We start from the raw sequence: 25,899 nt of genomic DNA, 5'->3' as shown, positions 1-25,899 counted from the left end.
AATTACTACGCAGAATCACCAACTAGTGATAAGCAATGTACGAATGTATGATCGAGCTAGCAACAGTTGAGGCATAAATGAAAGCTAGCCCTCAAAATCTAGCTTAATCACGCCAGAGCGATCGTCTGGCCTAGGACAAGGTCGCAAATTGCTGTAATTCAGCTATATTGCCGATTTCATACTTCTCCAGCATTTGTTAGTATCCAAGCCTAAGACTGTGCTGGGGAATAAAGATTGTGATAAGCGACAAAGCCCGGAATTCCCATTCCACGCCGGATGTTTCTGAATTGCTACGATCGCGTCGGGGCGAGCTTGATAGCCTGGGGTACCATTTACTGCGTCACGGCCAAAAGTTCTTCAGCGGCAGACTTGATGTCCACAGTTCTTTGCAGGATTGCAAGTGGAGTATATTTTTTGCCAAGGGGCGGATTGTTTGGGCCACTGGCGGTAAGGATGTATATCGCCGATCGCGTCGGAATCTGGTTCGGTTTGTACCACAATTGAATTTGGCCGATCGTCGATCGCTTGATACTGCTGGCCATGAAACCTACTGGGACTATTACTTACTGCAATTACTGTTGCAAAAAAAGCTGGTGGCGCTGAAGCCAATCCAACAAATAATCGAAGCCAGCATTGCCGAAGTGTGTTTTGATATTTTGCAGCAGGAGACCCAGGAAACTACCCTCTATCAAACTGTATATGCCGGTGCAAATTTTCTCTGGCCGATCGAGAATACGCCATTAACTGGCCTGGTATGGCAGCCGTCACCGATCTTTGCCGCCGCCGATCAAAAATGGCAGGAATGGCAAGCCGCAAAATTGGGGCTGTGCAACCCTAATCATGCGCCACTATTACGGGCTCAAGACAAGGTTAAGCAGCATACCTCCGAGCAGGTATATCGCAGCTTTTGCAAGGGCTTCAATGGCGATCGCAGCCTCCGCGATCTGGCCTGTTTGATGAAGAAAGATTTACTGCGGATTAGCAAGTCCCTACTGCCCTATATCCGGCGTGGTTGGATTGAATTGGTAGAAGTTGAAGATGATCCTAGCCAGGTAAGTCGATCGCCACAAGCTAAAACTAAGCCAGCACCTGAACCGCAGGAATCTATGCCCACTAAGCAATTAGAGCAACCCCAAAAATCAGAACCAGTCGCAGTGGCCAGTCCTCCTGTCGTCGCCCAACAGCCAGAGCCAGCTAAACCCAAGGCGATCGAATTGGAAATTAAGGCTGCCCCGGAAATAGTAGCTACCCCTGAGCCCAAAAGAGAAGCTATTCCTAAGCATCCAACCGCGAAGTTTTCGGCTAAGCGCAAGTTATCCATACATCAACGAGAGAAGATGAACGATCAACAGAATCGCTGGCATCAACGCCGTAAAGCTGCCAATGCTTCTAAGTTCCAGGAATTAAAAATTGCTTTTCTGGATCCCGATGAAGTAGAACTAGATTCATCTTCCCAAGAAATTCAACCTGGCCAGCAACAACCACCCTTAATTGCCTGCATTGATGACAGCAGGGCGATCGGTTTGCTGATGCGAGACATCATTACCAAGGCTGGCTATCGGTTTGTGTATATTGAAGATCCGCTCAAGGCGATCGCCACTTTGCGAGCCGAGCCGCCCAGCTTAATTTTTCTAGATTTAATTATGCCAGGGGCAACTGGATTCCAGGTTTGTAGCCAATTGCGCAAGCTACCTGGGTTTAAGAACCTGCCCGTGGTGATGCTGACTAGCAATCGTGGCATCATCGATCGCATCCATGCCCGGTGCGTGCGTACCAGTGAATATATTAATAAGCCGATCAAGGCGGATCAGATTTTAAGTACGATCGACAGGTATTTGCCTGATCAGTTGCCGCTAGTTGATCACGAGCAGGAGCAACCAGAGCAATTGAATGGCGACCTATCTGCTGATCAATCTGAGCATGATGACGATCGTAGTGCTGTTGCTAACAATCCCGATAAGCCGGCGGCGGATGTGATCCCCCTGGTCGATCGGGTGGCTAAGTCTGAGGCTAATGGCAATGGGCGCTATTTGCCTGCGCAGAAGGCGGCAGAGCCATAATTTCTGAAGATTTTAAGTTTCCCAGACCATAGAAGGAGATTTGCGGCAAGCGATCGCCTGGATTCTAGCTGCCGCGCCATAAAGTCAGAGTCATCAGCAAAAAAATGTTTTGTAAAGAAGATTTAAGTAAAGGAAGATTAAGTTATATTAGCTAACTAACTTTCCACGCCCCCCAGAGTGATATCTTGAACCCAAAGATAATAAACGGCGTTTCTCTGGAGAAATATAGATGTCGGAAGAAACACAAGAAGTTCAGCAAGAAGCACCCCCTGAAGCCAAAGTCCCAGTATGGGGCGGAAGCACAGGTGGACTCCTCGGTTCTGCAAGTACCGAAGAAAAGTATCTGATTACCTGGACTAGTAAAAAAGAACAGGTATTCGAGATGCCTACCGCTGGCGCTGCCACCATGCACGCCGGAGCAAACATCTTGTCCTTTGCTAAAAAAGAACAAGCCCTGGCCTTGGGTACGCAACTAAGAAAGTTCAAGATCACCGATTACAGGATCTCCCGTGAGTTCCCCAATGGTGATACTGTTCATCTGCATCCCAAAGACGGCGTGTTCCCTGAGCGGGTCAACGAAGGTAGAGAACAGGTTGGCACCAAGATGCGCAAGATTGGCGACAATCCTAACCCCATCTCGGTCAAGTTTACTGATAATGCAACCCATGATGTCTAAATGCCTTCGTTAAGCATTTAACTATCATTGATTAGTGTTAAAAAATAGTGCGGCGATCGGCCTAGTTGCGGCTTAGTACCTTTGATTTTAACGATCGCTCTTTGGGCAATCGATCGAATTTGAGATCGAATTTGATTCAATCAGCGTAGTGGTAAAAATAGCTTGTCAGGATGCATTTGCAACTAAAATTTGCAGTTAATTAGATCAGCTATTCAGGTTACTTAGTTATCATTTTATTTATTATCTGACTTAACCTGAAATTTTGCCCGATCGAGCTATCTCGATCAATTACGCCTGAGCCAAATGCGATCGTATTAGTTGCCCAAACCGCAAGTAAATCGTTAGATAAAAAGTATGAAGCCATTGCTGTTAGCGATCGCTTTGCCATATTTTTAGCAACTAGCAGCGAACTGCAAAAATTAGGTCAGATCAAGCCTTAAATTTTTGCATATTAATTTACAACTTGATTCAAAATAGATAGAAGTCAGATTAGCCTCTGGCTTCTATATTTTTAGCTTTAAGCATTCTTAAGCCTCTTTAAGCAATCTATGCCATTCCCAGACTACTCCCAGTTTTGTCAGCTTGCTCAGCAGGGTAATTTTGTGCCCGTTTACCAAGAATTAGTAGCCGACCTGGATACCCCAGTGGCCGCCTGGTATCACGTTTGTCAGGGTAGAAAATATGGCTTTTTATTAGAATCAGTGGAAAGCGGTGTTTTGGGTCGCTATAGCCTGTTGGGGTGCGATCCGCTCTGGACGCTGGAAGCCAGGGGCGATCGGATCGTGCAAACTTTTCGGAATGGCGATCGCCACAACCTGATTGGCAATCCCTTCGAGCATCTTGCTACCAGTCTTGCCACCATACATCCGGTTAAGCTGCCGCAACTGCCTGCCAGTATTAGTGGTTTGGTGGGTTTCTGGGGCTATGAACTAATTAAATGGATCGAGCCAAGGGTGCCAGTTTATGCCGCCCAGGAATATGGTTTTGCCACAAATCCTGATCATGATGCTGAAACCACTACAGAACCTCTGGTTAATACGTCTGATCCTGCCGTCGGTAGCTATGACAACTTGCCCGATGGTCTGTGGATGCAGGTAGACAGTCTACTAATTTTTGACCAGGTGACCCGCAAAATCTGGGTGATCGCCTATGCGGATTTGCGCGATCAAAATGATCCTGAGTTGGCCTACACAGATGCTTGCGATCGGGTGAAAACTCTGGTTGGGAAGCTACGCACACCGCTCGATCGGCAAAAAACAGCGATCAATTGGGTTGATCCGGCTCAGCAACCACCGCTGGAATTCACCAGTAATATTGACCATGATGACTTCTGCGCGTCAGTTAGCAAAGCCAAGGAATATATCAAAGCGGGGGATATTTTCCAGGTGGTGCTTTCCCAACGGCTATCTACACCGTTTGGCGGCGATCCCTTTAATCTCTATCGATCGCTACGGCTAATTAATCCTTCGCCCTACATGGCCTATATTAATTTTGGTGATTGGCAATTAATTGGCTCTAGTCCCGAAGTGATGGTACGTGCCGACAAAGATCCCAAAAATGAGCAGATTACTAAGGCTGTGCTCAGGCCGATCGCTGGCACCAGACCACGGGGCAAAACAGTGGCGGAAGATGATGCCTATGCCAAGGATTTACTGGCCGATCCCAAGGAGGTGGCGGAGCATGTGATGCTGGTGGATCTGGGGCGCAATGACCTGGGGCGGGTCTGCCAGAGTGGCACGGTGGTGGTGGATGAATTGATGGTAATCGAGCGTTATTCCCATGTGATGCACATTGTCAGCAATGTGGTGGGTAATTTGCAAGATCACAAAACGGTGTGGAATCTTTTGCAAGCCTGCTTCCCGGCCGGAACCGTCAGCGGCGCACCCAAAATTAGAGCGATGGAGATTATCCATGAACTAGAAGGCGATCGGCGTGGTGCCTATGCAGGCGCGTATGGTTATTATGACTTTGATGGTCAGCTCAACACCGCGATCACAATTCGTACCATGATCGCTCAAAATGGCGTGGTTAGTGTCCAGGCTGGTGCAGGAGTGGTGGCGGATTCAGACCCAGAACGGGAATATCAAGAGACACTGAACAAGGCCAGGGGGATGCTGGAATCGATTCGCTGCTTGGCCTAGTCGGCAATATCCTAAATAGCTATTTTCGATCGGTTCCTTGTCCAGATCCATATATTTAATGTACTCAAATTGGTCGATCAGGGCGGGTAGAGATATCTAGCTCAAATGCTACTCATCTTGGGCTCTTCCTGGGCTCTTGCGTTAATCAGCTTTTCTAGTCGAAGTTAATAAATCAAGCTTAGTAATAATATGGCTCATGTAATGAGAAAATAACCACATATTCGTATATGGGAAAACTAAGAAAATGGATGCTGAACAAACAATTGGCCTGATCGTTGGGATTGTTTCGCTGATCGCATGGTGGGTTATTTTTCAGAAGGCTGGTCGACCAGGCTGGTATTCAATCATCCCATTTTGGAATGTCTATCAAATTATTCAGATCGCAGGTAGACCTGGATGGTGGTTTTTGCTGCTACTGATCCCATTCGTCAATTTGGTGATTGTGGTCATGATTACCCTGGACATTGCCCGCAAATTCGGTAAAGGGGTATGGTTTGCGATCGGTATGATTTTTCTGTCTGTGATTTTCTATCTGCTGTTGGCATTTGGCGATGCTACTTACGATCCAAATGCTTAATCCTGGCAGATACACTACTAGCCAACCAAATTCTGGTAGTCACTTAAACCTCTATTTCATATAATTTGCCTGAATTTTGATCGATCATATTGAAATTAGTTGAGCGTCACAGATCTGCACTAAAGAATAGAGCAAGTTTACTTAATTGATATTTATTAGCTCAATTAAGCCATGTTTATAATTGCAGATAGGTTTTTATCAAAATCCGGTGGCTAAATAATAATTTTCCTAAAGCAATTGAGCTAGACTGATGTTTAGGGACTGGTTAGCATCAATAATTAACCTTAAAACGTTGAAACAATGGCAAAACGAATTCAGATCGAACCGATCGCTGAGGAAGCAGAAGTAGCCACTAACGGTGCGCTTTTGTCGGGGTTAATCCGTGATGATCTTTCCATTCTGAAAGAATGTGGAGGGCGGGGGATGTGTGCCACCTGCCATGTCTATATTATGGAAGGGATGGAATCGCTCAGCCCGATGGGACGGCGTGAACAAAGATCATTGGAAGTCATTACCACCTGTAAACCAAATTCTCGCCTTGCCTGTCAGGCCAAGGTAATGGCGGAAGGGATTGTGGTGGAAATGCCGGTTGGTACCTATGTCCAGTCGATCGAAGATATTGAGGCGCTGATTGGCAGGCGTTGTGAAAGACCATTACTGAGTCCGATTACGGGGCAAACCCTAGTAGAAGTTGGCCAGTTGATCACTCGATCGGTGGTTAGGCAACTAGGCGATACTAATTTCCGCGTTTCTGAACAGATGGCCAACACCTCAGAAGCTTGATTGCTAAAATTTTTTATGTGGCTGGAAGGCAATTATGGTCTACTTATGCCACATCTGCTGGATGGGGGGATACCTGTCAGAATATTAGTTTTGAGTAGGATAGGGGAGTCTGGCTACATATCGATCGTACCTAATCTGCTGATCTCCTACTTTTGACCTAGTTAATGTGTCGAATATCCAATTCGGTTCAAAATGCTTTTAAATTGTTTAATTACTATTTGCTTATTTTTCTATTTGCTTAAGCATACTTAGTAGTTTGGGTAGTTTGGTTTGGATAGTTTAATTCTGGGTAATTTAGATATAGAGCAATTTTCTTGTTTAAGGCGATCACCTAAATCTTCGTCAATTGGGTTTATTGCTTTCTCGCTTCCTAAACTACCGATCTTAATTTCTTAATTCATGCATACTATTTGAGTCTAGGCATTATATTAAGCTAAATAGAGCAGAGTATAGAGTATTAAGATTAAGGGACTAATGCTTAGTTAGGGCAAGTTATTGAATTCTGGCAATTTGGTTTTGCATTTAAGCGATCGATAAAATCAAAAACTTTATTTACTTGGCTGGGTTAGCTAACTAATTAATCAATTTAATCAATTTAAAATCCAATTTTTAACAGCAAAGAAATATTTATTTTTTGAACATACATTTTTTGAACATACTATTACATAAATAAAGCCCTAAACTTTCCTTTTGGTGGTTATCAAACTATATCAAATAGCCTGACTCCAGAGATGGGGTAGTGCAAACCGATCAGACGGGTGATTTAAAAATATTTGTATATTTAAGTTAAGTAAGTAGTTAAGTAAGTTATTAAGTCATAAATTACAGGAGTATGAAGTAACATGGTCGCGGCTACCGAGAAACCCACTAATAATCTAGAAAGTCTGAGACGACATAATCACTATAGTCTGGAGGACTTTTTTAAGCCCGATCCAGAGCAAGGCTTAATTAGAGACTGGAATGGCTTACGCAATATTTTCACCAGCGAAGATTTCATTATTGGTTTGCAAGAGGGCTTAGAAGAAGAAGTGGGTGAGGCTTCGGCAGCGGTGATGTATACGATCGGCTGTGAGTGGGGCAGGCAGGATGCCGAGTTTTTTGAGCAATGGTTTGAGAAAGAGTTCAATCGCGGTATTCGCCAGACCAACCTGTCTTTCTTGCTGGAAACCTGGTGGTGGCCATTTACTTCCCAGGGCTGGGGACGCTGGAATATTGATATGAGCGATCGCCGTCAGGGGTTTATGTTCATTAGCATCTATGACTCAGCCGTGGCACGTACCCTGGGGGATGTGGGTAAGCCGGTTTGTCATATTTATGCGGGTTTGTTTTCTGGCTTCTTTAGCTCGCTGGTCAAAAAACAACTGGAATGCATCGAGATTCAGTGCTATTCAATGGGTGAAAACTTCTGTAAGTTCTTGTTGGGTGGCCACGATCGCATTGATGCGGCTTCTTTTTGGATGAACGAAGGAGCGACAAGCCGAGATATTGAATCCCGTCTGCGCAATGGAGAGCTATTGAAATAATGGTTATGACGGCGAATAGTGCGGCAGCTAATATGGCAGATGGGTGGCAAGACCAAACTGTGCTGAGCTTCTGGAAAGCGGTCAATTGGGAGAATATGCCGATCGCCGTAGCGGCGGTAACTCAACAACAGGATGGCAGTCCAGCTCTTAATGTTGTTACTACCTTGAGCATGGAATTACCAGTCCAAAAATACTTTGCGGCGATTCCCTGGTCTGGGGTGGGTGAAATTGGTGCAGTGCCACAGGCCACAACTGATAACATTGGCTCGCCGGAAGACAGGAGTGATACTTTGGATGATTTCTTGGATGACATTTCCCAGTTTTTCTAGGTTAGAAACTGGTTAGCTAAGCACATTAAGTACATTAAGCACAGCTAGATTGGGTCGTGATCATCGGGCTTGGCGATCGAGGCTAATTGACCAATTAATTGGCCTTACCAATTCTGAGCTTAAGCTACTAATTCTTAATCTAGCTTTTGATCGCTATTGATGCAAAACATTGAAGCATTTTTAAATTAATAATTTAGCCAATGCCTGAATGTTAAAGATCTACATATAAACTCTTAATTTGATCATGGATGCCAAAGTAAAAGAATTAATCGATCGGGCGCAAGAACGCTATTTGAAGGCAAATGAACTAGATGCCCTCGATCGCTATGTGCAGTCTTTGCCAACCAGGTTGCAGCTATATAGACAATTGCGCGATCGGGAAATTCCGATTATGCAAGCGGTGGCCGATCGGGTGGTTGAGGATTTGCCCAGTGATGAAACCCCAAACATTGAAAAGGGGATCAGAAACCTGGCCCTGGTAATGCGCTATTGCGCGATGGGGATGTTGCTGAATGATGAGGGCTTTTTAAAGGAGCGATTACTCGGCTGGCTAGAGCAAGTGATGTCACAGCCAAGTATGCGGAAGGTGAATGATTCGCTCTATAAAAATTTGAATCAGGTGTTACGCCAGGAGCTAAATGCCGACCAACTGGCTCTGATGCAACCATTGATTACGGCGGCACAGGTTACTTTAATTTATTAATTTATTCACTTTATCCATTGTTTGGTTGAGGAACAATCATGATCTCCGTTGCTAGCCTCCTACAAGATACCTATGTGCCCGGTAATTACTTTGATTACAACGCTTATGTGCGTGGTGATTTAGAACTGGGTTTGCTAGAAAATCGCCGGGGCGATCGCCTCCTTGCCATCCCCGACACCCTGATTACTTCTTTGTATAAGGGGCTGGAAAAAGAGACCGGACAGGCGGCACGATTGGTGTTATTTAATTGCGGCACCTGGTGGGGTAAAAATTTCTATGTTCGCTTTAGTGAGTCGATCTCCGAATACTACGACATGGCGATCGCCGAAATGGACATGCTTACTTTTGTGCAGTGCCTGAAGGAATGCTGGAAAACCCACGGCTGGGGCAAGCTAGAATTTGATCCCACTTACCAAAACAAAGGCTTCATTGTAGTCAAAACCTACAACTCCCCCTATGCCAAGCAGCTTGAGGTAACCCCCGATCGACCCAGTTGCTACCTCGAAGCTGGTATTCTCACTTCTTTCTTTAGCCGCCTCACGGGCAGAGAGCTGCTGGCTGAACAGATATCCGGTGAGTCGATCGGCTCAGATTGCAATCGCTTTGTGATTGGCCTGCCCGATCGCTTGAAATCGGTGGAAAAAATGATCGAAACTCAAACCGATCACGAGACGATCATGCAAAATTTAATTAGCCAGTAACCCTCGATCAAATCATCAAGGATCTTGCCTGCCCTGGATCATAGAGATACTAGAGATTAAAGCGCGATCACTATCTATACTGAACCCACCAATTCTTTCGACAAACCAGCATTGTCCCTGGCTTGCTTTACCTCGATTGGTTCAATTGGTTCAATTGGTTTCTGCGCCACCCAGTAATTACTAAAGAAACAGGTCTCCATGCTCACATCTTCAAACCCAGCATCAGTGAGGCGTTGACCAATATCATCGTGAATATACTCACGGTAATAGGGCTCATGGAAGTTCTTGAAGAAGCCAGCCATCATCGCCTCTAGTTCCGGTGAGTCGCTGAGCTGAATTGAATCGCAAATAATCAACTGGCCGCCTGGTTGCACCACCCGGAAGCATTCATTAATTACATTTTGTCTGGCCTGCCCTGGCAGTTCGTGGAACAAAAATACACTCACCACCGCATGGAAATAATTATCCACATAGGGCAAATCTTCGCCGTTGGCCTGCAATAACTGTGGCAACAAACCTGGCTCCTTACTCAGCATTTGATTCGCCTTGCGCAAATAAGCCGCAGAGAGATCGCAACCAAACAAAGAAGCCTGGGGCAGCGCCGATCGCACAAACTTGAGGGTGCGCCCCGTACCACAAGCTACATCCAAAATTCTGGTTTGATGGGCAGGTACATCGTCAGCAAACCGCTTCAGGCCATCCACTAAGGGAGCCAAAATGCGTCGCCGCATCGCATCCGCCGTACCATTAAACAAAATATCCACCTGTAGATCGTAGAGGTTAGCCGACCAATCACTGAGGTAGCCATCGGTTTGATGGTGGAAATTTTGGAGGTAATACTTAGGATAGCCGTCGGTATTAATATTGGCGGGAAATTCTTGATTTTGATTGTTGCGCCGTCGCTCCCAGATCCTGGGCGAATCCAAGCAAACCAGTGGGTAATAGAAAAAGAAATCATCCCAGGCGTTATCAAACAAAATCTCGACTGGATATATGCCCCGTTCAGCATCTTGCAAGTCACGATCGAATAAAACTGCTTTGCGCTTTTGCAGCTCCACGATCGATTTAGGTGAAAGCGACTGATCACGGTTAGTTAGATCTGGATAGACCGTTTGCATCACCTGCGTGGCGATCGTCTTGTGGGCTAGACCAAAGTAACCCTTACTTTCTTGAAATGCTTGATAAGCTAATTTAGTGAAAATATCCAGCATATATGTAGCAAATTGAAATAACTGTTTTTGTCTTTAAGATTGAATAAGATGGAAAGAATTTAAGTGGCTAGCAGCAGCTCTACCAAGTTGCACTTAAGCCCTGTCTTTAGGTTACTTAATTATACTTATTGTAAGTTAACGACCAGCATCAGTAACCATCTCTAGCTAGATCTGATTGCAGGGGCGATCGCTAAATAGTTAGTATTTCGCAGTGTAGTTCTAAAAATTGATAGCGATCGTTTAGTTTTGATTGATTAAGGCGATTCCTAATCCTCGAATCATCAAACCAATTGAATGCTGTAAATCCATATTCAGAGAGCTTTTACCTGCTTAGGATTAGATATGCTGTAATCCCTTGAATTTTTATTGCATCCGCACTGGCAAATCTAACCCACTTGGCTCAGTTATGGCGTGGCGATCGGCACAATACACCAAATCACCACTGATCCGCAGGTTTAGGTAATAATACGTTCTGAAACTTGTAGCAACAACCGCATGAATTGTTAATGCTGTAGCTTGCTTATCTCAGCTAGCCTACTTAGATGGATACATAGCAAAAGGGCTTTGCATAACTTAATCTGTTTTGTGCAAGTAGCCTTGCAGATTTTAACTGGCGATTCTAGCGGTTAAGTTACCGAATCACTAGAGTTATCGCAGGGGGAGTTTTAACCAGCACTGTGCTCATGCTGTGTCTAAATTAGTTTAGATTAATCATGCTGGGTTTTATTTAATAATTAAATCGCTTGTCTCGGTGGCAAATCAACGGCTGAGCTTCTGAATTCTCTTGTTACCATGTTCGGTTTTACAAGGTTGCAATTAGTGTCATGGGTGCAGGCGTGAGGTTTAATTAGTAACAGTGCTTGAAGATATCGGCAGATATTTACTCGATATTTACTTAACGTATTAATGACGTATTAATCTACATAGGGGATTTGGAAAGATGGCAACTGGCGAACTAGCAAATAGCTTCAACTTTATTGATGGTGGTGCCGACAACGATTTTATTGACGGTGGCGGTGATGCCGATTGTATTCGTGGGTTCAATGGACTAGACACGGTGCGTGGCTTTGATGGCAATGACAACATCAATGGCAACACAGGCAACGACTGCATCAATGGTAATAAGGGGGAAGATACTCTCTTTGGTGGTCAGGGTAACGATACTGCCTTTGGCGGCCAGGGCAATGATTTGATTTTTGGTAATTTGGGTGATGATGTCTTGTTTGGCGATCGCGGTGCCGATACATTAACTGGTGGCGATGGCATTGATGCCTTTGCGATCGGTGATGGCACTGGTGGCAGCACGATCCAGGAAGCCGATGTAATCACTGATTTCCGTAGGGGTACTGATGAAATCTGGTTGATTACTGATTTAGACCCAGAGAGTAACCTGGATGTAGTCCTCAATGATGCCTTTAATAATTTGATCTTTGATGAGATCAATGGTGATACCGTGATCACGGCAATGGATACGGGCGAAAGACTGGCGGTGTTGCAGGGCTTTACTGGTGGTTTGTCGATCGAAGATTTTGAAGTAGCACGGGTACCGAAGGAAATCTTTCCCCCCGGACAAGACCCACGCATTGATGGCAGTGGTAGCGGCACTGACGGCGGTTCTGGCGGTGGTACAGATAGTGGCACCGATGGCGGTAGTGGCACAGATGGCGGCACTGACGGTGGTACAGATGGCGGCACCAATGGCTTTACTGACGGTGGCACTGATAGTGGCACTGATGGTGGCACTGACAGTGGTGGTTCCAGTGGTGGTAGTGATCCTACTCCCGTGGTCTCAATCACTGCTACAGATGATACGGCCACCGAAGGCGCTGATAATGCTACCTTTACGGTTACTCGGACAGGTGATACTACCGATCCGCTAGAGGTTAGTTTTACGATCGGTGGTACGGCAGTTAATGGCACTGACTATACCGAAATTACGACAATTATTGTTCCGGCAGGTGAATCATCGGTAGATGTTACCGTTGAGCCGATCGATGATGCTCTGGTGGAAGGCACCGAAACTGTTTCGATCGCCCTGGAAGAAGATGCTAGCTATAACGTTGATGGCAGTGATGATGCGGCTACGGTTGAAATTCTTGATGATGAAGAATTTACAGTGAGCGTCACGGCGATCGATGATGTCGCAGCAGAATCTGGCAATCCTCCCCAAAGCACTGGTACTTTCCGCGTTACCCGCACTGGCGGCACCAACGGCGATCTGGAAGTGACCTTGCAAATTGATGGTACGGCAACCAATGGCGCTGACTATGACACGATTGATACCACAGTTACAATCCCTGATGGTCAAACCTTTGTGGATATTGCGGTGGAGCCGATCGATGATATTAACACGGGCGAAACTCCCGCTGAAAGTGTGGTTGTTTCGGTGGTTGATGGCGTGAATTATGTGCCTGCTGGCGTAGCAGCAACCGTTAATATTGATGATAACGATGCCCCCGATGCCACTGATTTCACCTTCAACAGTATCTTTGGTGGTGCAAACGAGCGGATCGCTGGCCAGGCCGGCAATGATGATCTATCCGGTGGCGGTGGTGTTGATTCGCTGGTTGGTAATAATGGCAACGACATGCTGATGGGTGATAATGGCGGCGATATTTTGCTTGGTGGCCTGGGTAATGACACCCTCGAAGGCGGTCTGGGTAGCGATGATCTGAATGGCAATGGTGGCTCTGATTTGTTTATCTACAGCAATTTAGGTGAACTGACCACTAATCCCAACAGCTCAGATGTGATTCGTCTTTTTGAAGACAATATTGATCTGCTCCAGATTGATTCATCGATCGGTACTGCCTTTGGCAATGCGGCTGGTGAGATTAATGCCGATACTCTTCTTGGCGATGCGATCGTCTACATCGAGAATGGTGTTGCAGGCTATGATGGCACCGAAACGATCGTGGCTCTTTTGGATAACTTCCTGGCGGCCAACTTCAGTGGCGCAGATATTAGCTTTGTCTAGCTAGTTATTAGTTATAGATCAGTTAGCTGCATTGCTTAGGTGATGCTTTAGTTTGGATCACAGTTGGATCACCGATCGCTTGCTTGGCTTTTGCTATAGGGGAGTGGGCGATCGGTTTAGTTTTTTGGCCGAGGTAATCTGGTGCGGCTTCAAGAAACCTCTTTGGCAAACATAACGATCGTTTGGTTGCTTTACCGAAAGCTAGATCAACTACCATTGCAAACTATATAGATCGATGAGAAACGATCGCTAAAGCCGCAATGGGATTTTCCTGTGATAGTTGTAATAATTTGAGTCATAGCGATTTGGAGGTTGTTAAAGACTCCCTCAAATTCAAACTTTGAGCACAGAGTGGTGTATAGCTCTCATTCACAAGCTAAGCTATTGGTCACCCCGTTTGAATAGCTAGACCCCTAGCCTAAAAGTGCGACCTGAGCCACATGTTCATCCTTGGCCAGCTTAGCGATCGCCTTGCCCTGGCCATTGGCTGGTTCCAGCGGAATTTTAGCCAGCTCAATTTGCACCAATCTAGTCTCTGGGTTATCGCCCGCACCACTCACTAATAAAGTAACAGCCATCTCAGTTTCAGTGGCGATCGCCATAATTGCGATTAGCGAGTCACCTTTAACTTTGTAGGAGATCGCCTGAGTGCCAATGTTGCCCCTGGTGGCAAGGCGGATCGAACTGGCTCTGACCCGTTTGGCGTATCCTTTGGCGGTGATCAGCAGCAACTCAGGAGTAGTTTCCAAATTAAACGCCGCCACCCCAGCCAACGATTCAGCCCGACCGAGGCGCATGGCCTGATTGCCGATCGCGGTGCGCGAAAGGGTAGGAATTTGTTCTTCATCGGTCATCAATCGCAACACCCGACCACCACTGGTAGCGATCGCCATTTGCTGATCTTGGCCGAGCACCTCAGCCCAGAAGAGCGCATCTTTGTCCTTGAGCTTGGCTGCAATCAAACCACGGGAATTAATACCACTAAATTCGGTCAGAGGCGATCGCTTAATTTTGGCTTGCTTGGTCAACATTACCAGGCTGGCATCGGTTTCGGCTTGGCGATCCCAGGCCAATTGAGTCACAATTTGATCCACTGCATCTGGCAGCAATGTAATTAATGGCGTGCCCTTGCTGCGAGCAGTGCGACTGAGCGGAATATCACTCACCGGCAGAGTAAAAGCTTTGGCCTCAGCGGTCAGCACAATTAAATCTTCATCGGTGCGGGTTTGATAGGTGGCGATCGGCAGATCATCGGCGCTAGCCTGGGACATTGCTGTTTTGGCCGATCGGCTATCGGGATCAAGCCGTTTGATATAGCCCTTATGATTGAGCTGGACTAAGGCATCTTCCGGTGGCAACTCCAACATGCCGGATAAACTCAACTCTGGCTCACCATCATCACCATGACCATTATTAGCCACATCCGCCAGGGATATAATCCGGGTTCGCCGCTCATCACCATGTTTTTTCTTGAGTTGACGCAAATCTTTTTTGAGGCTTTTGAGCAACTCATGGCGATCGCCCAGTAAAACTGACAGTTTGGCGATCGTCTCGCCCAATTCAACCATTTCATCATGCAGATTTTGTTGCTCCATTCCGGTCAAGCGGCGCAACGGCATCGCCAGAATCGCGCTGGTTTGGGTATCCGAAAGCGCATAGCGATCGGCTAAACTCGCTTTGGCAGTTGCAGTGTCGGCACTGGTGCGAATAATTTGAATTACTTCATCGATCGCGGCTAGAACCGTAACCAGCCCTTCAACAATATGCAGGCGATCCTGAGCCTGATTCAGTTCATAGCGATAGCGACGGGTGAGGGTTTCTTCGCGGAAACTAATAAATTCTTGCAAAATATCCCGCAGGGGCATTTGCTTGGGCTGGGAACCACTCAGCGCCAGCATGATTGCGCCAAAGTTCATCTGCAAAGCAGTCTGGCGATATAACTGCTCTAGCATCACCTCTGGATTGACTTCTTTTTTGAGCTCGATTACCACTCGCATCCCGGTGCGATCGCTTTCGTCCCGAATATCAGAAATGCCATCTAGCTTGTTGTTATTGGCCAGATCGGCGATCTTTTCGATCCAGGCCGCCTTATTCACCTGATAGGGCAACTCGGTTACAATAATCGCCACCCGCGATCGCCTGCCCTTACCGCGCACTGTCTCAACGCTGGCGATGCCCCGGATCGTAATGCTACCTCGACCTTTGGTGTAGGCATCATGGATACCAGCATTCTCAATAATCAAGCCACCGGTGGGAAAATCAGGGCCAGGGATTAGTTTAAATAATTCAGCATCAGCCAAATGGGGGCGATCGATCAGGGCAATCAAACCATCCACCACTTCAGAGAGGTTATGGGGCGGAATATTAGTGGCCATCCCCACTGCGATCCCCGCTGCACCATTGAGCAACAGCATGGGCAACTGGGCTGGCAAAACCAGCGGTTCCTGCTGGGAGCCATCAAAGTTATCGGTAAAATCAATTACGTCTTCGTTGATGTTGCTGAGCAGGGCTTCATGGCCAACCGGGGCTAAACGGCATTCAGTGTAGCGCATTGCCGCCGCTGGGTCATTGTCTACCGAGCCAAAGTTGCCATGCCCCGCCAACAGTGGATAACGACTGGAAAAATCCTGCACCAATCGCACCAGCGCATCATAGACCGATTGATCGCCGTGGGGATGGTATTTACCCAACACATCACCGACCACCCTGGCACATTTGCGGTAGGGGCGATCGGGCACCAGTCCCAGCTCATGCATGGCAAAAATGATCCGCCGATGCACTGGCTTGAGGCCATCGCGCACATCTGGCAAAGCCCGCCCCACAATTACGCTCATTGCATACTCAAGGTAGGATTGCTGCATCTCTGAGTACAAAGATGTAGGGATAATCTGTCCTTGGGGTGCTTCCGAAGCGAGGAGATTCAATTGTTTTGACCGCTTTGCCATAGGGGTGTTGCTCCCGGTTGCCTTATTTCTAAATTATCGAAATTATGGAAAATTTTGGATTTTCAATCGTTGCTTACAAAGCTGCTAAACTAGCGGCTCAACCATTGCTAAGTCAAGGGTTAATTTAGATTTGCCCAATTTGGTAACCCCGGTTATAAAAAATTTAGGTCAAGCGATAATTTTTGGAACGCGCCTGTGGACATAGTAGCAAGCATAGGTAGAGCCCACTTTGGGGATAGATCTCATTGCCGATCGCCAATAATTAAATTCAGTCTAATCAATCTCATCAGTTGCAATTAGTGATTTTGGACAAGCACAAAGAGCTAATAGTTAACCATGAAAATTGTGATCAGTGACGATCCAGTCGGTTAGGCACCTGTGCTCGGCCATAATTCCTCGTATTCAGGTTGGTCAATTACCAGGCATAGTCTTAATTAGTTTTAATTGGTTAACATATATTTGGCTCTAACTATTGATATTGACTATCTGGATCGATTTGATTAGATGTTTAGTTCCATTCGCTTAATTAGAGCGATCGGGCTGTTGACTCTAGCTAACCAAATCAGCCTGGTCAACCAGCAATCTGGGCAAATCAGCCTGGTCAACCAGCAATCTGGGCAAATTAAATCAAATAAATCAAATCAAAGCTGACTCGCCCTGAGCCAAAATGGGCATTATTACCAAATGTCTATAATGTTTATCTATATGATTCAATTTTGGACATTGAATTGAGCTAATTCGAGAGATTGGTTGTATCATGCAGGCGATCGCATACTTGCTTAAAACCTTTAAACTTTGTGGCCCAGGTTATGTGTGGCCTAGGTTATGAATCTCAAATCAGGTCGATCCCGTAATAAAAATCGTACCTATAGCGTTAAAAACATCTAAAACATTAGAAAAGTAATTATTAAAGTTAAGCAGCATAAACTTAGTTTTTAATATTTTTATTCTTATCAACAATTTATTGGCCTAGTTTCATTAGTAGTAAATTTGGGTGGTTACCGTGACACAAAAACGTTCAGCTAAACGATGGATTATCAATGGTGTATTAATTATCGTTACCATGTCTTTCCTTGGCATCTCTTTGGCTCCCATGATTGGTGCAATTTTTACGCCTAGTCATGACCAGGCCAACCAAAATAGTCCTGAAGCTACTACCCGCGAGGAAACAACCAGAAAGCAAATTGAAGGTTATGAGGCCGTCCTGGAGCGTGAGCCCAAGAACCAGACTGCCCTGCGAGGCTTGGTGGAGCTACGATCGCAACTTGGGGATTTTGAAGGTGCGATCGGCCCATTGCAAACCCTGGCCGAAATTAACCCCGATGAACCTGGCTATCGCTTAATCTTGGCTCGAACCTACATGCAAATAGACAAGCGGGATGCGGCGGTTAATGAATATCGTACTATATTAACCACAAAACCGGGTAATGTGGAAGCCCTCAGTAATCTGGTTGAATTGGAGCTAGAGGACGAACGCCCTGAAGCTGCGATCGGTGTGCTCAAGGATACCCTGACTACGGCGGAAACCGCCAATAAGATCGAGCCAGGCACAGTTGATACGGCTACGGTGTTGTGGATCTTAGGCGAACTATATCGCACCCAGGGGCGCTACGAAGAAGCTCTAACTAGCTACGACAAAATCGACACGATCGATGATCAAGACTTTAGACCCTTGGTTGGTCGAGCCCAGATCCAGCGATCGCTTGGCAACGAGAATGAGGCTCAAACTTTGTTTGCTGATGCTGCCGCCAAAGCCCCAGCCCAGCTTAAGGATCGGATTAATCAGCTAGCGTCCGCGCCTAGTTCGATTACTGAAGGCACTGAGAACAATACTGAGAGTGCTGAGAGTAATGATAGTAGCGAGTCTACTGAATCTGCGTCTGAATCTGCGTCTGAATCCACGTCGCCAGAGACCACCAATGGTGAACAATAAACCAAGAACCATAGAATCAATCTAGAGGTTGTCGCCCTGGACTTCCAGATTAAGGCCAATTCAATGCAATTAGTGCAATGCAATTAGTTTAATCAAAGATGAGCCCTAACGAAAGTAATCGAGCTTAGTTGAGCTTTTCTGCAAATAACTGATTATTTACATAGACCTGGATCTGCGCTGGCGAAAGCAAACGGCGATATTTCCAGGCATATTGGGCAGCCTGATAGTTAACACAATCGACCCGCACCGTATGCTGCTCGACAAATTTGACCTTGAACTTGTCAGGATCTAGCTTCGAGATGGTGCATAAATAGCTAATAAAATCACTTGCTTCCATGTTTCCCCTATGGATGGATCGATTGTGGGTTTCACCGTCTCTTGTTTCTACCCTAACAAATCTGTCTACCTTTTATTTATATAGATAACAGTTAGTAGTCAATCACAAAAATCGCGCTGGATCTGACTCTAGGAGCGATCGATTAGACAATTTGGCTTGTCAATAATCCCTCACCTTTAAATTTATGCCGTTTTATGCCGTTCTGGTTAATCAGCTATTTATGGTTAGTGTTTATCCCTGATCGTAAAACTCCCACGTCAAAATTCAACCTAGCAGCACTTGGCACACCGATCGCGTCACAGTAGACTTTAATCCATATGAGTAATAAATAGCTAGTTAAAGGATCGGCCATAATTAATACAAGCCTGAAATTAGCTAGAGCTATCAACGCCAGCCCCAAGCACGGCCAATATATTTGGTTCATTTATCGCATCAATTGGCTATTACCGACTTCTTCGACCCAGTAGCAAAATCATGATTACCCCCCTGAAACCCCAAAAATTCAATGAACTGATCCCATCTATGCCTACTTCGGATCAATATCAGTATTACTGGGGATCAAGTCAGGATGCCTTTCGACGGGTATTGATTTCTGTTGCGCTGCTGATTGTTTTTTCACTGCTCTATAGCCGCACCCCTGACACCAATTGGGGGCCGATCATGTTTATCTGCGCTGGCTTGGGTGGGTTGTATTGGATGATGGCTCCAGTGGCGATTGCTGGTATTCGCAACTCCAAACTCAGAAAATATAGCTTCTGTGGCTTTTGGCAGGCGCGGGTCTTAGATATTTATGTTTCCGAAGAGGTGCTCTCACAGCAGGAGAGTTTTAGCGATCGGGGGCGTTTGGAAATTGTCCACAATACCGAAACATTTTTGAATCTTGAGGTGGGCGATCGCTCTGGCTTTACCACCACCGTTAGAGTACCAATGCGGCGGGAATATAAACGGATCAAGCGTAAGCAAATGGCCTGTATGCTCCTATTTGCAAATGATCCCAGCTTCAATCGGATCGCTAAGACCACCACCGATATATTTTTGCCTCAAGTTAACGTATGGGTGAGTGAATACCCCTATCTACGTCGAGATGCATTTATCGACTTAACTAAGTATTTAATCAATCGCCAAACCCCAGCAAGCCCCACTGCCAGGCGGAGATAGATGAATACATCAAATCCAAACGGGGATCAATTAGCTGAAGCTAGTTTAAAGCTACATATTACTAAGCAAACGGATAATCATTTCATAATTGTTTCAATATAAATGCAACTCTATAATAGGGCTGATAAATTATAAAGAAAACATAAATATGTGCCCTACGTAACGGAGCGATCCCCGCCCTATATATACACTGGGATCACGCCGTTACCGAGCTTTCACACACCACCGGGATCATTAAATTATGGTTAACAAATGTCATGAAACGTTAGATTGCAGCTATACCAACGTACACAAAAGTTTACAGATAGTTCGCATCTCTTCACCTGCATCTTCATATTTTGAAAAAACAGTTTACCCTGGCCAAACTGTAGATTTTACCGCTCATGCTGATGCCTTCCTGGAAATCTACAATGCTGATTTAACCAGCACGTTAAGGGTGGATACGCTTTCCTGCTTGGAGCTAGCAAAAACTTTTCAGCCAGTTAATAGATTTCTAAACACAGATAGGAAAGTTGAAAAGCTTGCCGATCGCCAGGTATTGCTCCCCTCAGTCGGTTAATTGAGTTAATAATTAATTGAATTAACAAAAAGTTTTGAACGGGGGTTTGGCATTAAGGGGGCATTAAGAGAAGATTTTTTAAGTAACTTTACTAGGCTTTTATTAGACTAGATTTATTTATTTATTCAGATATTTATTAAGCACAGAAATATTATTTCTTCTGCAAAAATCTTGATTTAAGCTCTACATCCTATTCGCGTACCTTGAGTTAAGCGTACCTTTGCAATCCGCAACTTGTTGTTACTGGCGATCGCTTCAAGCCCATGTTGCTGATCTAGCGATCGTTTTGTTATTGCTCAAACTTATGTATTGATGTATTTATGCTGCGTTAATCGTCAAGTCGTCAAGATATCAATCAATAAAAACCCCCAACTTTTTACCGGTCAGGGGGTTTGTTGTTATTGATGAATTTTATTGACATTGATATTGAATGAATTGATGAACGGCAGTCTCTATGCTTATTCAATCCAATTCTTAGCCCGTGCCACCGCCTTTTGCCAGGTGGGGAAGTTGGCCTCTACATAGGTTTGGCCTGCACCCGGTTCAAACACCCGATCGACTTTTCTAGCCTTGATCAGCTCCGCGTAGCTATCCCAAAAGCCAGCCGCTAAGCCAGCGCCAAACGCCGCCCCCTGAGCCGTGGCATCCAGAATCACCGGACGCTCCACCGGAATCCCCAGCGCATCAGCCTGGAACTGCATCAAGAAATTATTCTGGCTTGCGCCACCATCTACTTTTAAATAGGAAACTGGGCTACTGGAGTTTTTATTCATGGAGTTAACCACCTCTTTCACCTGGTAGGCGATCGACTCCAACACCGACCTGACCATGTGTTCTCGCTTTACGCCGCCAGTGATCCCCAAAAAAGCACCACGGGCATTCATATCCCAATGGGGCGCACCAAGGCCACTTAATGCGGGCACAAAATAGACCCCATTGGTACTTTCCACCTGATTACACATTGCCTCGGTCTCAGGTGCAGATTTAATTAACTGAATTCCATCCCGCAGCCATTGAATACATGCACCAGTAGTGAACATTGCCCCTTCCACTGCATAATTAACTTTCATGCTGCCATCGGGTTGTGACTGGCTCCAGGCCACCGTTGCCAGCAATTCAGGGCTGGATTTACCACCAATTTCATGCCCCATTTGCGAGATCAAAAAGCAGCCAGTGCCATAGGTGCATTTCAACATGCCAGGTTGATCGCCACCGTGGGCAAACAGTGAAGCCTGTTGATCGCCAAAGATTGCCATAACCGGGATCGCTGCACCTAAAAACTCCGCATCAATCTGGCCAAACAAGCTCATACTGGGCTGGATTTTAGGCATGATTCGAGGCGGAATATTAAACAGCTCCAGCAAACTATAATCCCACTGTTCTGTTCCCAGATTCATCAGCATGGTGCGGCTAGCATTACTATGATCGGTGGCATGTACTCCTTTGGTTAGATTCCACAACACCCAGGTATCAACGGTTCCTGCCTGCACCTGCTCTAAATCGACCTCCGGTTTATGCTCTTTTACCCAGTTTAATAACCAGGCCAGTTTGGTAGCCGAAAAATAAGCGTCTAAGACCAGACCAGTGCGATCGCGGATATCAGCAGCATGTCCCGCCGCTGCCAGTTCTTTACACATGGGCGCGGTGCGTCGATCTTGCCAGACAATTGCATTATGCAGGGGCTCGCCAGTATTTTTATCCCACAGTAAGCAGGTTTCGCGCTGCACGGTCAGGCCGATCGCGGCGATTTCCTCAGCGTTAACACCATTATTTTTAACCACCCTTTGCATACAACGCAGCACACCTTGCCAGATCTCGATCGGGTCATGCTCCAACCAACCGGGCTGTGGATAATGTTGAGTTAATTCCTTATATTCCTGAGCAAACACATTACCGTTTTTGTCAAACAAAATGGCGCGATTGCCCGTAGTACCAAGGTCAAGCGCTAATACATATTTATGATCGGTCATAGTAAATTAAATCTCTAATCTTCAGTTCTTATTTATTTAAACAACGAAACTTATACCAAAGTATAATCGCTACCTACATGGGCAATCCTTAAGGAACATTGGTTGTGAGCTTTTTATTAAGGTTATTTACCTGGGTTTGATATTTCAAATAATTTTAAAATCTATTCTTAAAATATCCCAAATCAAGTTTGACATGATCACCCAGGCTTAGTCAGATCAAACCCACTCGATCGCCAACAGGAGAAGTTTCGAGTAATTCTATTGCTCTGGTCTAGTTTAATTAATCTATCTTTAAATATTCTGGCAACTAAAACTTAAGCAAATTATCTTTATATTCTGTAATGCAAATGTAATACTTAGGTATAGAGGTTTAGGTGTAAGGGCAACTTAAGCGATCGACTGGGGTTCCTGTTCTATGCCATCAGCATCCCCATCCGTAAATTGCTCTGCACCAATCATGCCAGGCTGTAGGGGATCATTGCCAGCAAAAGGCACCACTTCCAGCCGCAACGCCGCGATCGCCGCCACAATCAAAAACAAGCCGCCCAGAACTACTGCATAGAGGCGATTGTTACCTAAGAAATTATGCATCACCCAGCCCAAGCCCAGCGATACAAATACTTCCGGCAACACAATAAAAAAGTTAAAAATACCCATATACAGGCCACCGCGATCGTCCGGCAACGCACCCACCAGCATCGCATAGGGCAAGGCCAGAATACTCGACCAGGCGATCCCAATTCCCACCATGGGCACAAGTAGGAGGTAGCGATCGTGAATAAAAATCAGCGAAATTAAACCCACTGCACCACACAATAAGCAGATAATGTGGGCAATTTTGCGATTAGTCTCTTTGACCAGCACTGGCAGGAGCAGGGAGAAAATCAAGCAAACTGTGTTATATACCGCGATGCAAATCCCAGCCCACTCGATCCCATCGCTGTAGAGGGGCGAGGTTTGGCTTGTGGCGCCAAAAATATTCCGTGCCACGGCGGGCGGAAAGTATAAAAAGAAGCAATATAACCCCAGCCAGGTAAATACCTGCACCCAGGCCAAACGCCTCATTCGGACTGGCATTTCCCGCAGCGCTTGATATATTTCCTGCAAAGTACCGCCAATACCGCTCTGCTCTTGTTTTTGTTGTTCAAACGCCTCCATGTCTTCCGGCGGGTATTCTTTGGTGGTAAATACTGTCCACAGCACCGTACCCAAAAACATCGCCGCACCGACATAGAAAGAAATTTCGATCGTGGCGGGGATCGCATGGCTGGCCGAGGTTTCACCGGAAATGCCAACAATATTATTCAAAAACCAGGGAAATGCGGCCGCCGTAACCGTGCCTAGGCCAATTAGCAGGCTCTGCATTGCAAACCCCTTGGTACGTTGCTCTTGGGGGAGAAGATCGCCCACAAAAGCCCGAAATGGCTCCATACTGACATTGGCGGAGGTATCAAGAATCCACAATAATCCGGCTGCCATCCACAAAGTTGACGATCGCGGCATTAGCACCAGGGCGATCGAAGCCAGGATTGCCCCCACCAGAAAATATGGTCTGCGTCTGCCCAGCGGCCCCCAGGTATTATCACTCATCTTGCCAATGATTGGCTGTACTAGTAACCCCGTCAGCGGTGCTGCTAACCAGAGGATCGGTATTTCGTCGGCATCTGCTCCTAGGTACTCAAAAATGGAGCTAACGTTGGCCATCTGCAAACCCCAGCCAAACTGGATTCCCAGAAAACCAAAACTCATATTCCAGAGTTGCCAAAAACTCAGGCGCTCTTTGGGCATTTCACCTCCCCTTACTCTTGTTGGACATATTTTTTAGACATAGCTTTTTGAATCTCAGTCATCTATCAGACCTAAAGCTTCATAGCATCATTTTCCGAATTGGTGCTAAGTTGCTAAACCTTATGACTATTAGACTTGGACTTCAAGGCCAATTAATAAACTATACCAATAATTTGACAGCCAAATCATTAGTAGCACTAATCATAAATGCGGTGTAATTACAAATTTTTGCTGCATAACCAGTTGCAAATAGACCTAGCCCTAGTTAAGCTGCTCCACCAGAGTATGGGTAACAAACTACTTAACATGAATCGTAGAGGTAATGTCACTAACCGATCGCAGTGCTACTCTTCCTCAAACAGATCGCAGAATTCTGGTTTGAGATCGCGTTCCATCAATGTTTCAACTGCCTCTTGGGGGGTGATTTTACCCTTCAGCAAGCGATAGACCTGGCGGGAAATCGGGATCGGGATTCTTTCATTATTAGCCAGATGCACCAGCACTTTTGCGGTATTTACACCCTCGGCGGTGCTTTTAATTTCCGCCAAAATTTGCTCCAGGCTTTTGCCCTGTGCCAAGCCAAACCCAACCCGATAATTCCGGCTAAGCGGACTACTACAGGTGGCCAGCAGATCGCCCATCCCCGACAGGCCAAAAAATGTTTCCGGCTGCGCTCCCAATTGGCTCCCAATCCGAATGATCTCCGGCAGAGCGCGGGTAATTAAGGCCGACTTAGCATTAGTACCCAAATTCAAGCCATCGCAAACCCCAGTGGCGATCGCAATTACATTCTTGAGCGTACCGCCTAGCTCAGTGCCAATTGGGTCATTACTGGTATAGACCCGAAATCGATCGGAGGCAAAAATAACCTGTGCCGTTTCTGTGGCCACTGCATCGATCCCAGCCACCACCGTTGCCGCCGGCAAGCCCTGTTCAATTTCTTTGGATAAATTCGGCCCGGACAGAACCACTACCGGATGATCGGGAAAAGCTGCTTGCCAAATTTTAGAAGGCGTACGGGTAGTAGCCGGATCTAGACCCTTGGTGGCCGTAATAATAATTGTTTGGGCGGGGATGCCGATCGCTTTGAGTTTATCAACAGTTTCAGCTACCCCTTTCATCGAGATCGCCGACAGGATCACTTCCGCATCTGCGATCGCCTCTGCCAAAGTTTCTTCACTGCTGCGTGACCACAGTTTTACTTTGTGATTATTATGTTGAGCCAGATCTGCCAGCGCACTCCCCCATGCCCCTGCGCCGATAATCGTGATCTGCTTTTGGGCAATCGAGTTATTATTGCCGTCTCCAGCAATCGACTGAGCTTGATCATTTTTGCTAGCCTTCTCCTGGGAGGTAGCTAGTGATTGAGTCAGGTTACTTACCATAACAGTTGCTTTGAATTGGATAGTTTAGAAATATCAGAAATGTTTAACAAAATGTTTAACAAAATGTTTGACAATAGAAATAGGGCAAAATTTTTAAGTAGATCTAGTTGAGACTGGTTGAGATCTAGAAACAAGCCCATAAC

Annotated in this window: 19 protein-coding genes; 13 read left to right on the top strand and 6 right to left on the bottom strand. The window is 45.9% G+C overall.

Annotated features, from left to right (window positions below; genetic code table 11):
- Positions 1-236 precede the first annotated feature (236 nt).
- The 9 genes from PSE7367_RS04260 (at position 237) to PSE7367_RS04220 (ending at position 9,493) form a co-directional block, all read left to right on the top strand.
- Complete coding sequence (locus tag PSE7367_RS04260; protein WP_015164132.1) at positions 237-2,060, top strand: response regulator; 1,824 nt, start codon at positions 237-239, stop codon at positions 2,058-2,060.
- Between the two features lie 229 nt (positions 2,061-2,289).
- Positions 2,290-2,736, top strand: a complete 447-nt coding sequence (locus PSE7367_RS04255; protein ID WP_015164131.1) for a photosystem I reaction center subunit II PsaD — start codon at positions 2,290-2,292, stop codon at positions 2,734-2,736.
- Between the two features lie 548 nt (positions 2,737-3,284).
- Positions 3,285-4,877 carry an anthranilate synthase component I family protein gene (locus PSE7367_RS04250; RefSeq protein ID WP_015164130.1) on the top strand — a complete coding sequence of 531 codons (1,593 nt, stop codon included), beginning with the start codon at positions 3,285-3,287 and terminating at the stop codon, positions 4,875-4,877.
- A 244-nt stretch (positions 4,878-5,121) separates the two neighbouring features.
- On the top strand, positions 5,122-5,454 hold the full coding sequence (locus tag PSE7367_RS04245; RefSeq protein WP_015164129.1) for a DUF5684 domain-containing protein: 333 nt from the start codon (positions 5,122-5,124) through the stop codon (positions 5,452-5,454).
- Between the two features lie 300 nt (positions 5,455-5,754).
- Positions 5,755-6,237, top strand: a complete 483-nt coding sequence (locus PSE7367_RS04240) for a 2Fe-2S iron-sulfur cluster-binding protein (protein ID WP_015164128.1) — start codon at positions 5,755-5,757, stop codon at positions 6,235-6,237.
- A gap of 842 nt (positions 6,238-7,079) precedes the next feature.
- Positions 7,080-7,760 carry a V4R domain-containing protein gene (locus PSE7367_RS04235; RefSeq protein ID WP_015164127.1) on the top strand — a complete coding sequence of 227 codons (681 nt, stop codon included), beginning with the start codon at positions 7,080-7,082 and terminating at the stop codon, positions 7,758-7,760.
- A gap of 5 nt (positions 7,761-7,765) precedes the next feature.
- Entirely contained in the window at positions 7,766-8,089 is a 324-nt protein-coding gene (locus PSE7367_RS04230; protein WP_156800339.1) for a hypothetical protein, read from the top strand.
- 244 nt (positions 8,090-8,333) lie between these two features.
- Positions 8,334-8,792, top strand: coding sequence for a globin family protein (locus tag PSE7367_RS04225; protein WP_015164125.1), 459 nt, complete (start codon positions 8,334-8,336; stop codon positions 8,790-8,792).
- A 38-nt stretch (positions 8,793-8,830) separates the two neighbouring features.
- Entirely contained in the window at positions 8,831-9,493 is a 663-nt protein-coding gene (locus PSE7367_RS04220) for a V4R domain-containing protein (protein WP_015164124.1), read from the top strand.
- A 74-nt stretch (positions 9,494-9,567) separates the two neighbouring features.
- On the opposite strand, the gene PSE7367_RS04215 is transcribed toward PSE7367_RS04220, so the two are convergent.
- The gene (locus tag PSE7367_RS04215) at positions 9,568-10,704 is read right to left on the bottom strand and encodes a class I SAM-dependent methyltransferase (RefSeq protein WP_015164123.1); all 1,137 of its coding nucleotides are present in this window, start codon (positions 10,702-10,704) and stop codon (positions 9,568-9,570) included.
- 940 nt (positions 10,705-11,644) lie between these two features.
- On the opposite strand from PSE7367_RS04215, the gene PSE7367_RS04210 reads away from it, so the two are divergent.
- The gene (locus tag PSE7367_RS04210) at positions 11,645-13,681 is read left to right on the top strand and encodes a Calx-beta domain-containing protein (RefSeq protein WP_015164122.1); all 2,037 of its coding nucleotides are present in this window, start codon (positions 11,645-11,647) and stop codon (positions 13,679-13,681) included.
- A gap of 413 nt (positions 13,682-14,094) precedes the next feature.
- On the opposite strand, the gene PSE7367_RS04200 is transcribed toward PSE7367_RS04210, so the two are convergent.
- Positions 14,095-16,626 (bottom strand): DNA gyrase/topoisomerase IV subunit A, encoded by a 2,532-nt coding sequence (locus tag PSE7367_RS04200; RefSeq protein WP_015164121.1) that lies wholly within the window; start codon positions 16,624-16,626, stop codon positions 14,095-14,097.
- 1,003 nt (positions 16,627-17,629) lie between these two features.
- On the opposite strand from PSE7367_RS04200, the gene PSE7367_RS04195 reads away from it, so the two are divergent.
- Positions 17,630-18,559, top strand: a complete 930-nt coding sequence (locus tag PSE7367_RS04195) for a tetratricopeptide repeat protein (RefSeq protein ID WP_041698326.1) — start codon at positions 17,630-17,632, stop codon at positions 18,557-18,559.
- Positions 18,560-18,683: 124 nt separating this feature from the next.
- On the opposite strand, the gene PSE7367_RS04190 is transcribed toward PSE7367_RS04195, so the two are convergent.
- Positions 18,684-18,896, bottom strand: coding sequence for a hypothetical protein (locus PSE7367_RS04190; RefSeq protein ID WP_015164119.1), 213 nt, complete (start codon positions 18,894-18,896; stop codon positions 18,684-18,686).
- Positions 18,897-19,370: 474 nt separating this feature from the next.
- Between PSE7367_RS04190 and PSE7367_RS04185 the strand changes: the two genes are divergently transcribed.
- Together PSE7367_RS04185 and PSE7367_RS04180 are read left to right on the top strand one after the other, a co-directional pair.
- A complete protein-coding gene (locus PSE7367_RS04185; protein WP_015164118.1) occupies positions 19,371-20,054 on the top strand; it encodes a hypothetical protein in 684 nt (227 codons plus the stop codon).
- A gap of 241 nt (positions 20,055-20,295) precedes the next feature.
- Positions 20,296-20,613 carry a DUF1830 domain-containing protein gene (locus tag PSE7367_RS04180; RefSeq protein WP_015164117.1) on the top strand — a complete coding sequence of 106 codons (318 nt, stop codon included), beginning with the start codon at positions 20,296-20,298 and terminating at the stop codon, positions 20,611-20,613.
- 458 nt (positions 20,614-21,071) lie between these two features.
- Here PSE7367_RS04180 and glpK read toward each other — a convergent pair whose 3' ends face one another.
- The 3 genes from glpK to PSE7367_RS04165 form a co-directional block, all read right to left on the bottom strand.
- Positions 21,072-22,583 (bottom strand): glycerol kinase GlpK, encoded by a 1,512-nt coding sequence (gene glpK, locus PSE7367_RS04175; protein ID WP_015164116.1) that lies wholly within the window; start codon positions 22,581-22,583, stop codon positions 21,072-21,074.
- A 387-nt stretch (positions 22,584-22,970) separates the two neighbouring features.
- A complete protein-coding gene (locus tag PSE7367_RS04170) occupies positions 22,971-24,371 on the bottom strand; it encodes an MFS transporter (protein WP_015164115.1) in 1,401 nt (466 codons plus the stop codon).
- Positions 24,372-24,715: 344 nt separating this feature from the next.
- Positions 24,716-25,756: an NAD(P)H-dependent glycerol-3-phosphate dehydrogenase gene (locus PSE7367_RS04165; RefSeq protein WP_015164114.1), complete on the bottom strand. Its 1,041-nt coding sequence runs from the start codon at positions 25,754-25,756 to the stop codon at positions 24,716-24,718.
- Between the last annotated feature and the right edge of the window lie 143 nt (positions 25,757-25,899).

Origin of the sequence: Pseudanabaena sp. PCC 7367, assembly GCF_000317065.1 — a bacterium.
Classification (GTDB): domain Bacteria; phylum Cyanobacteriota; class Cyanobacteriia; order Pseudanabaenales; family Pseudanabaenaceae; genus Thalassoporum; species Thalassoporum mexicanum.
The sequence above is the reverse complement of the archived record's forward strand: the minus strand, read 5'-3'. Positions and strand labels throughout refer to the sequence as shown.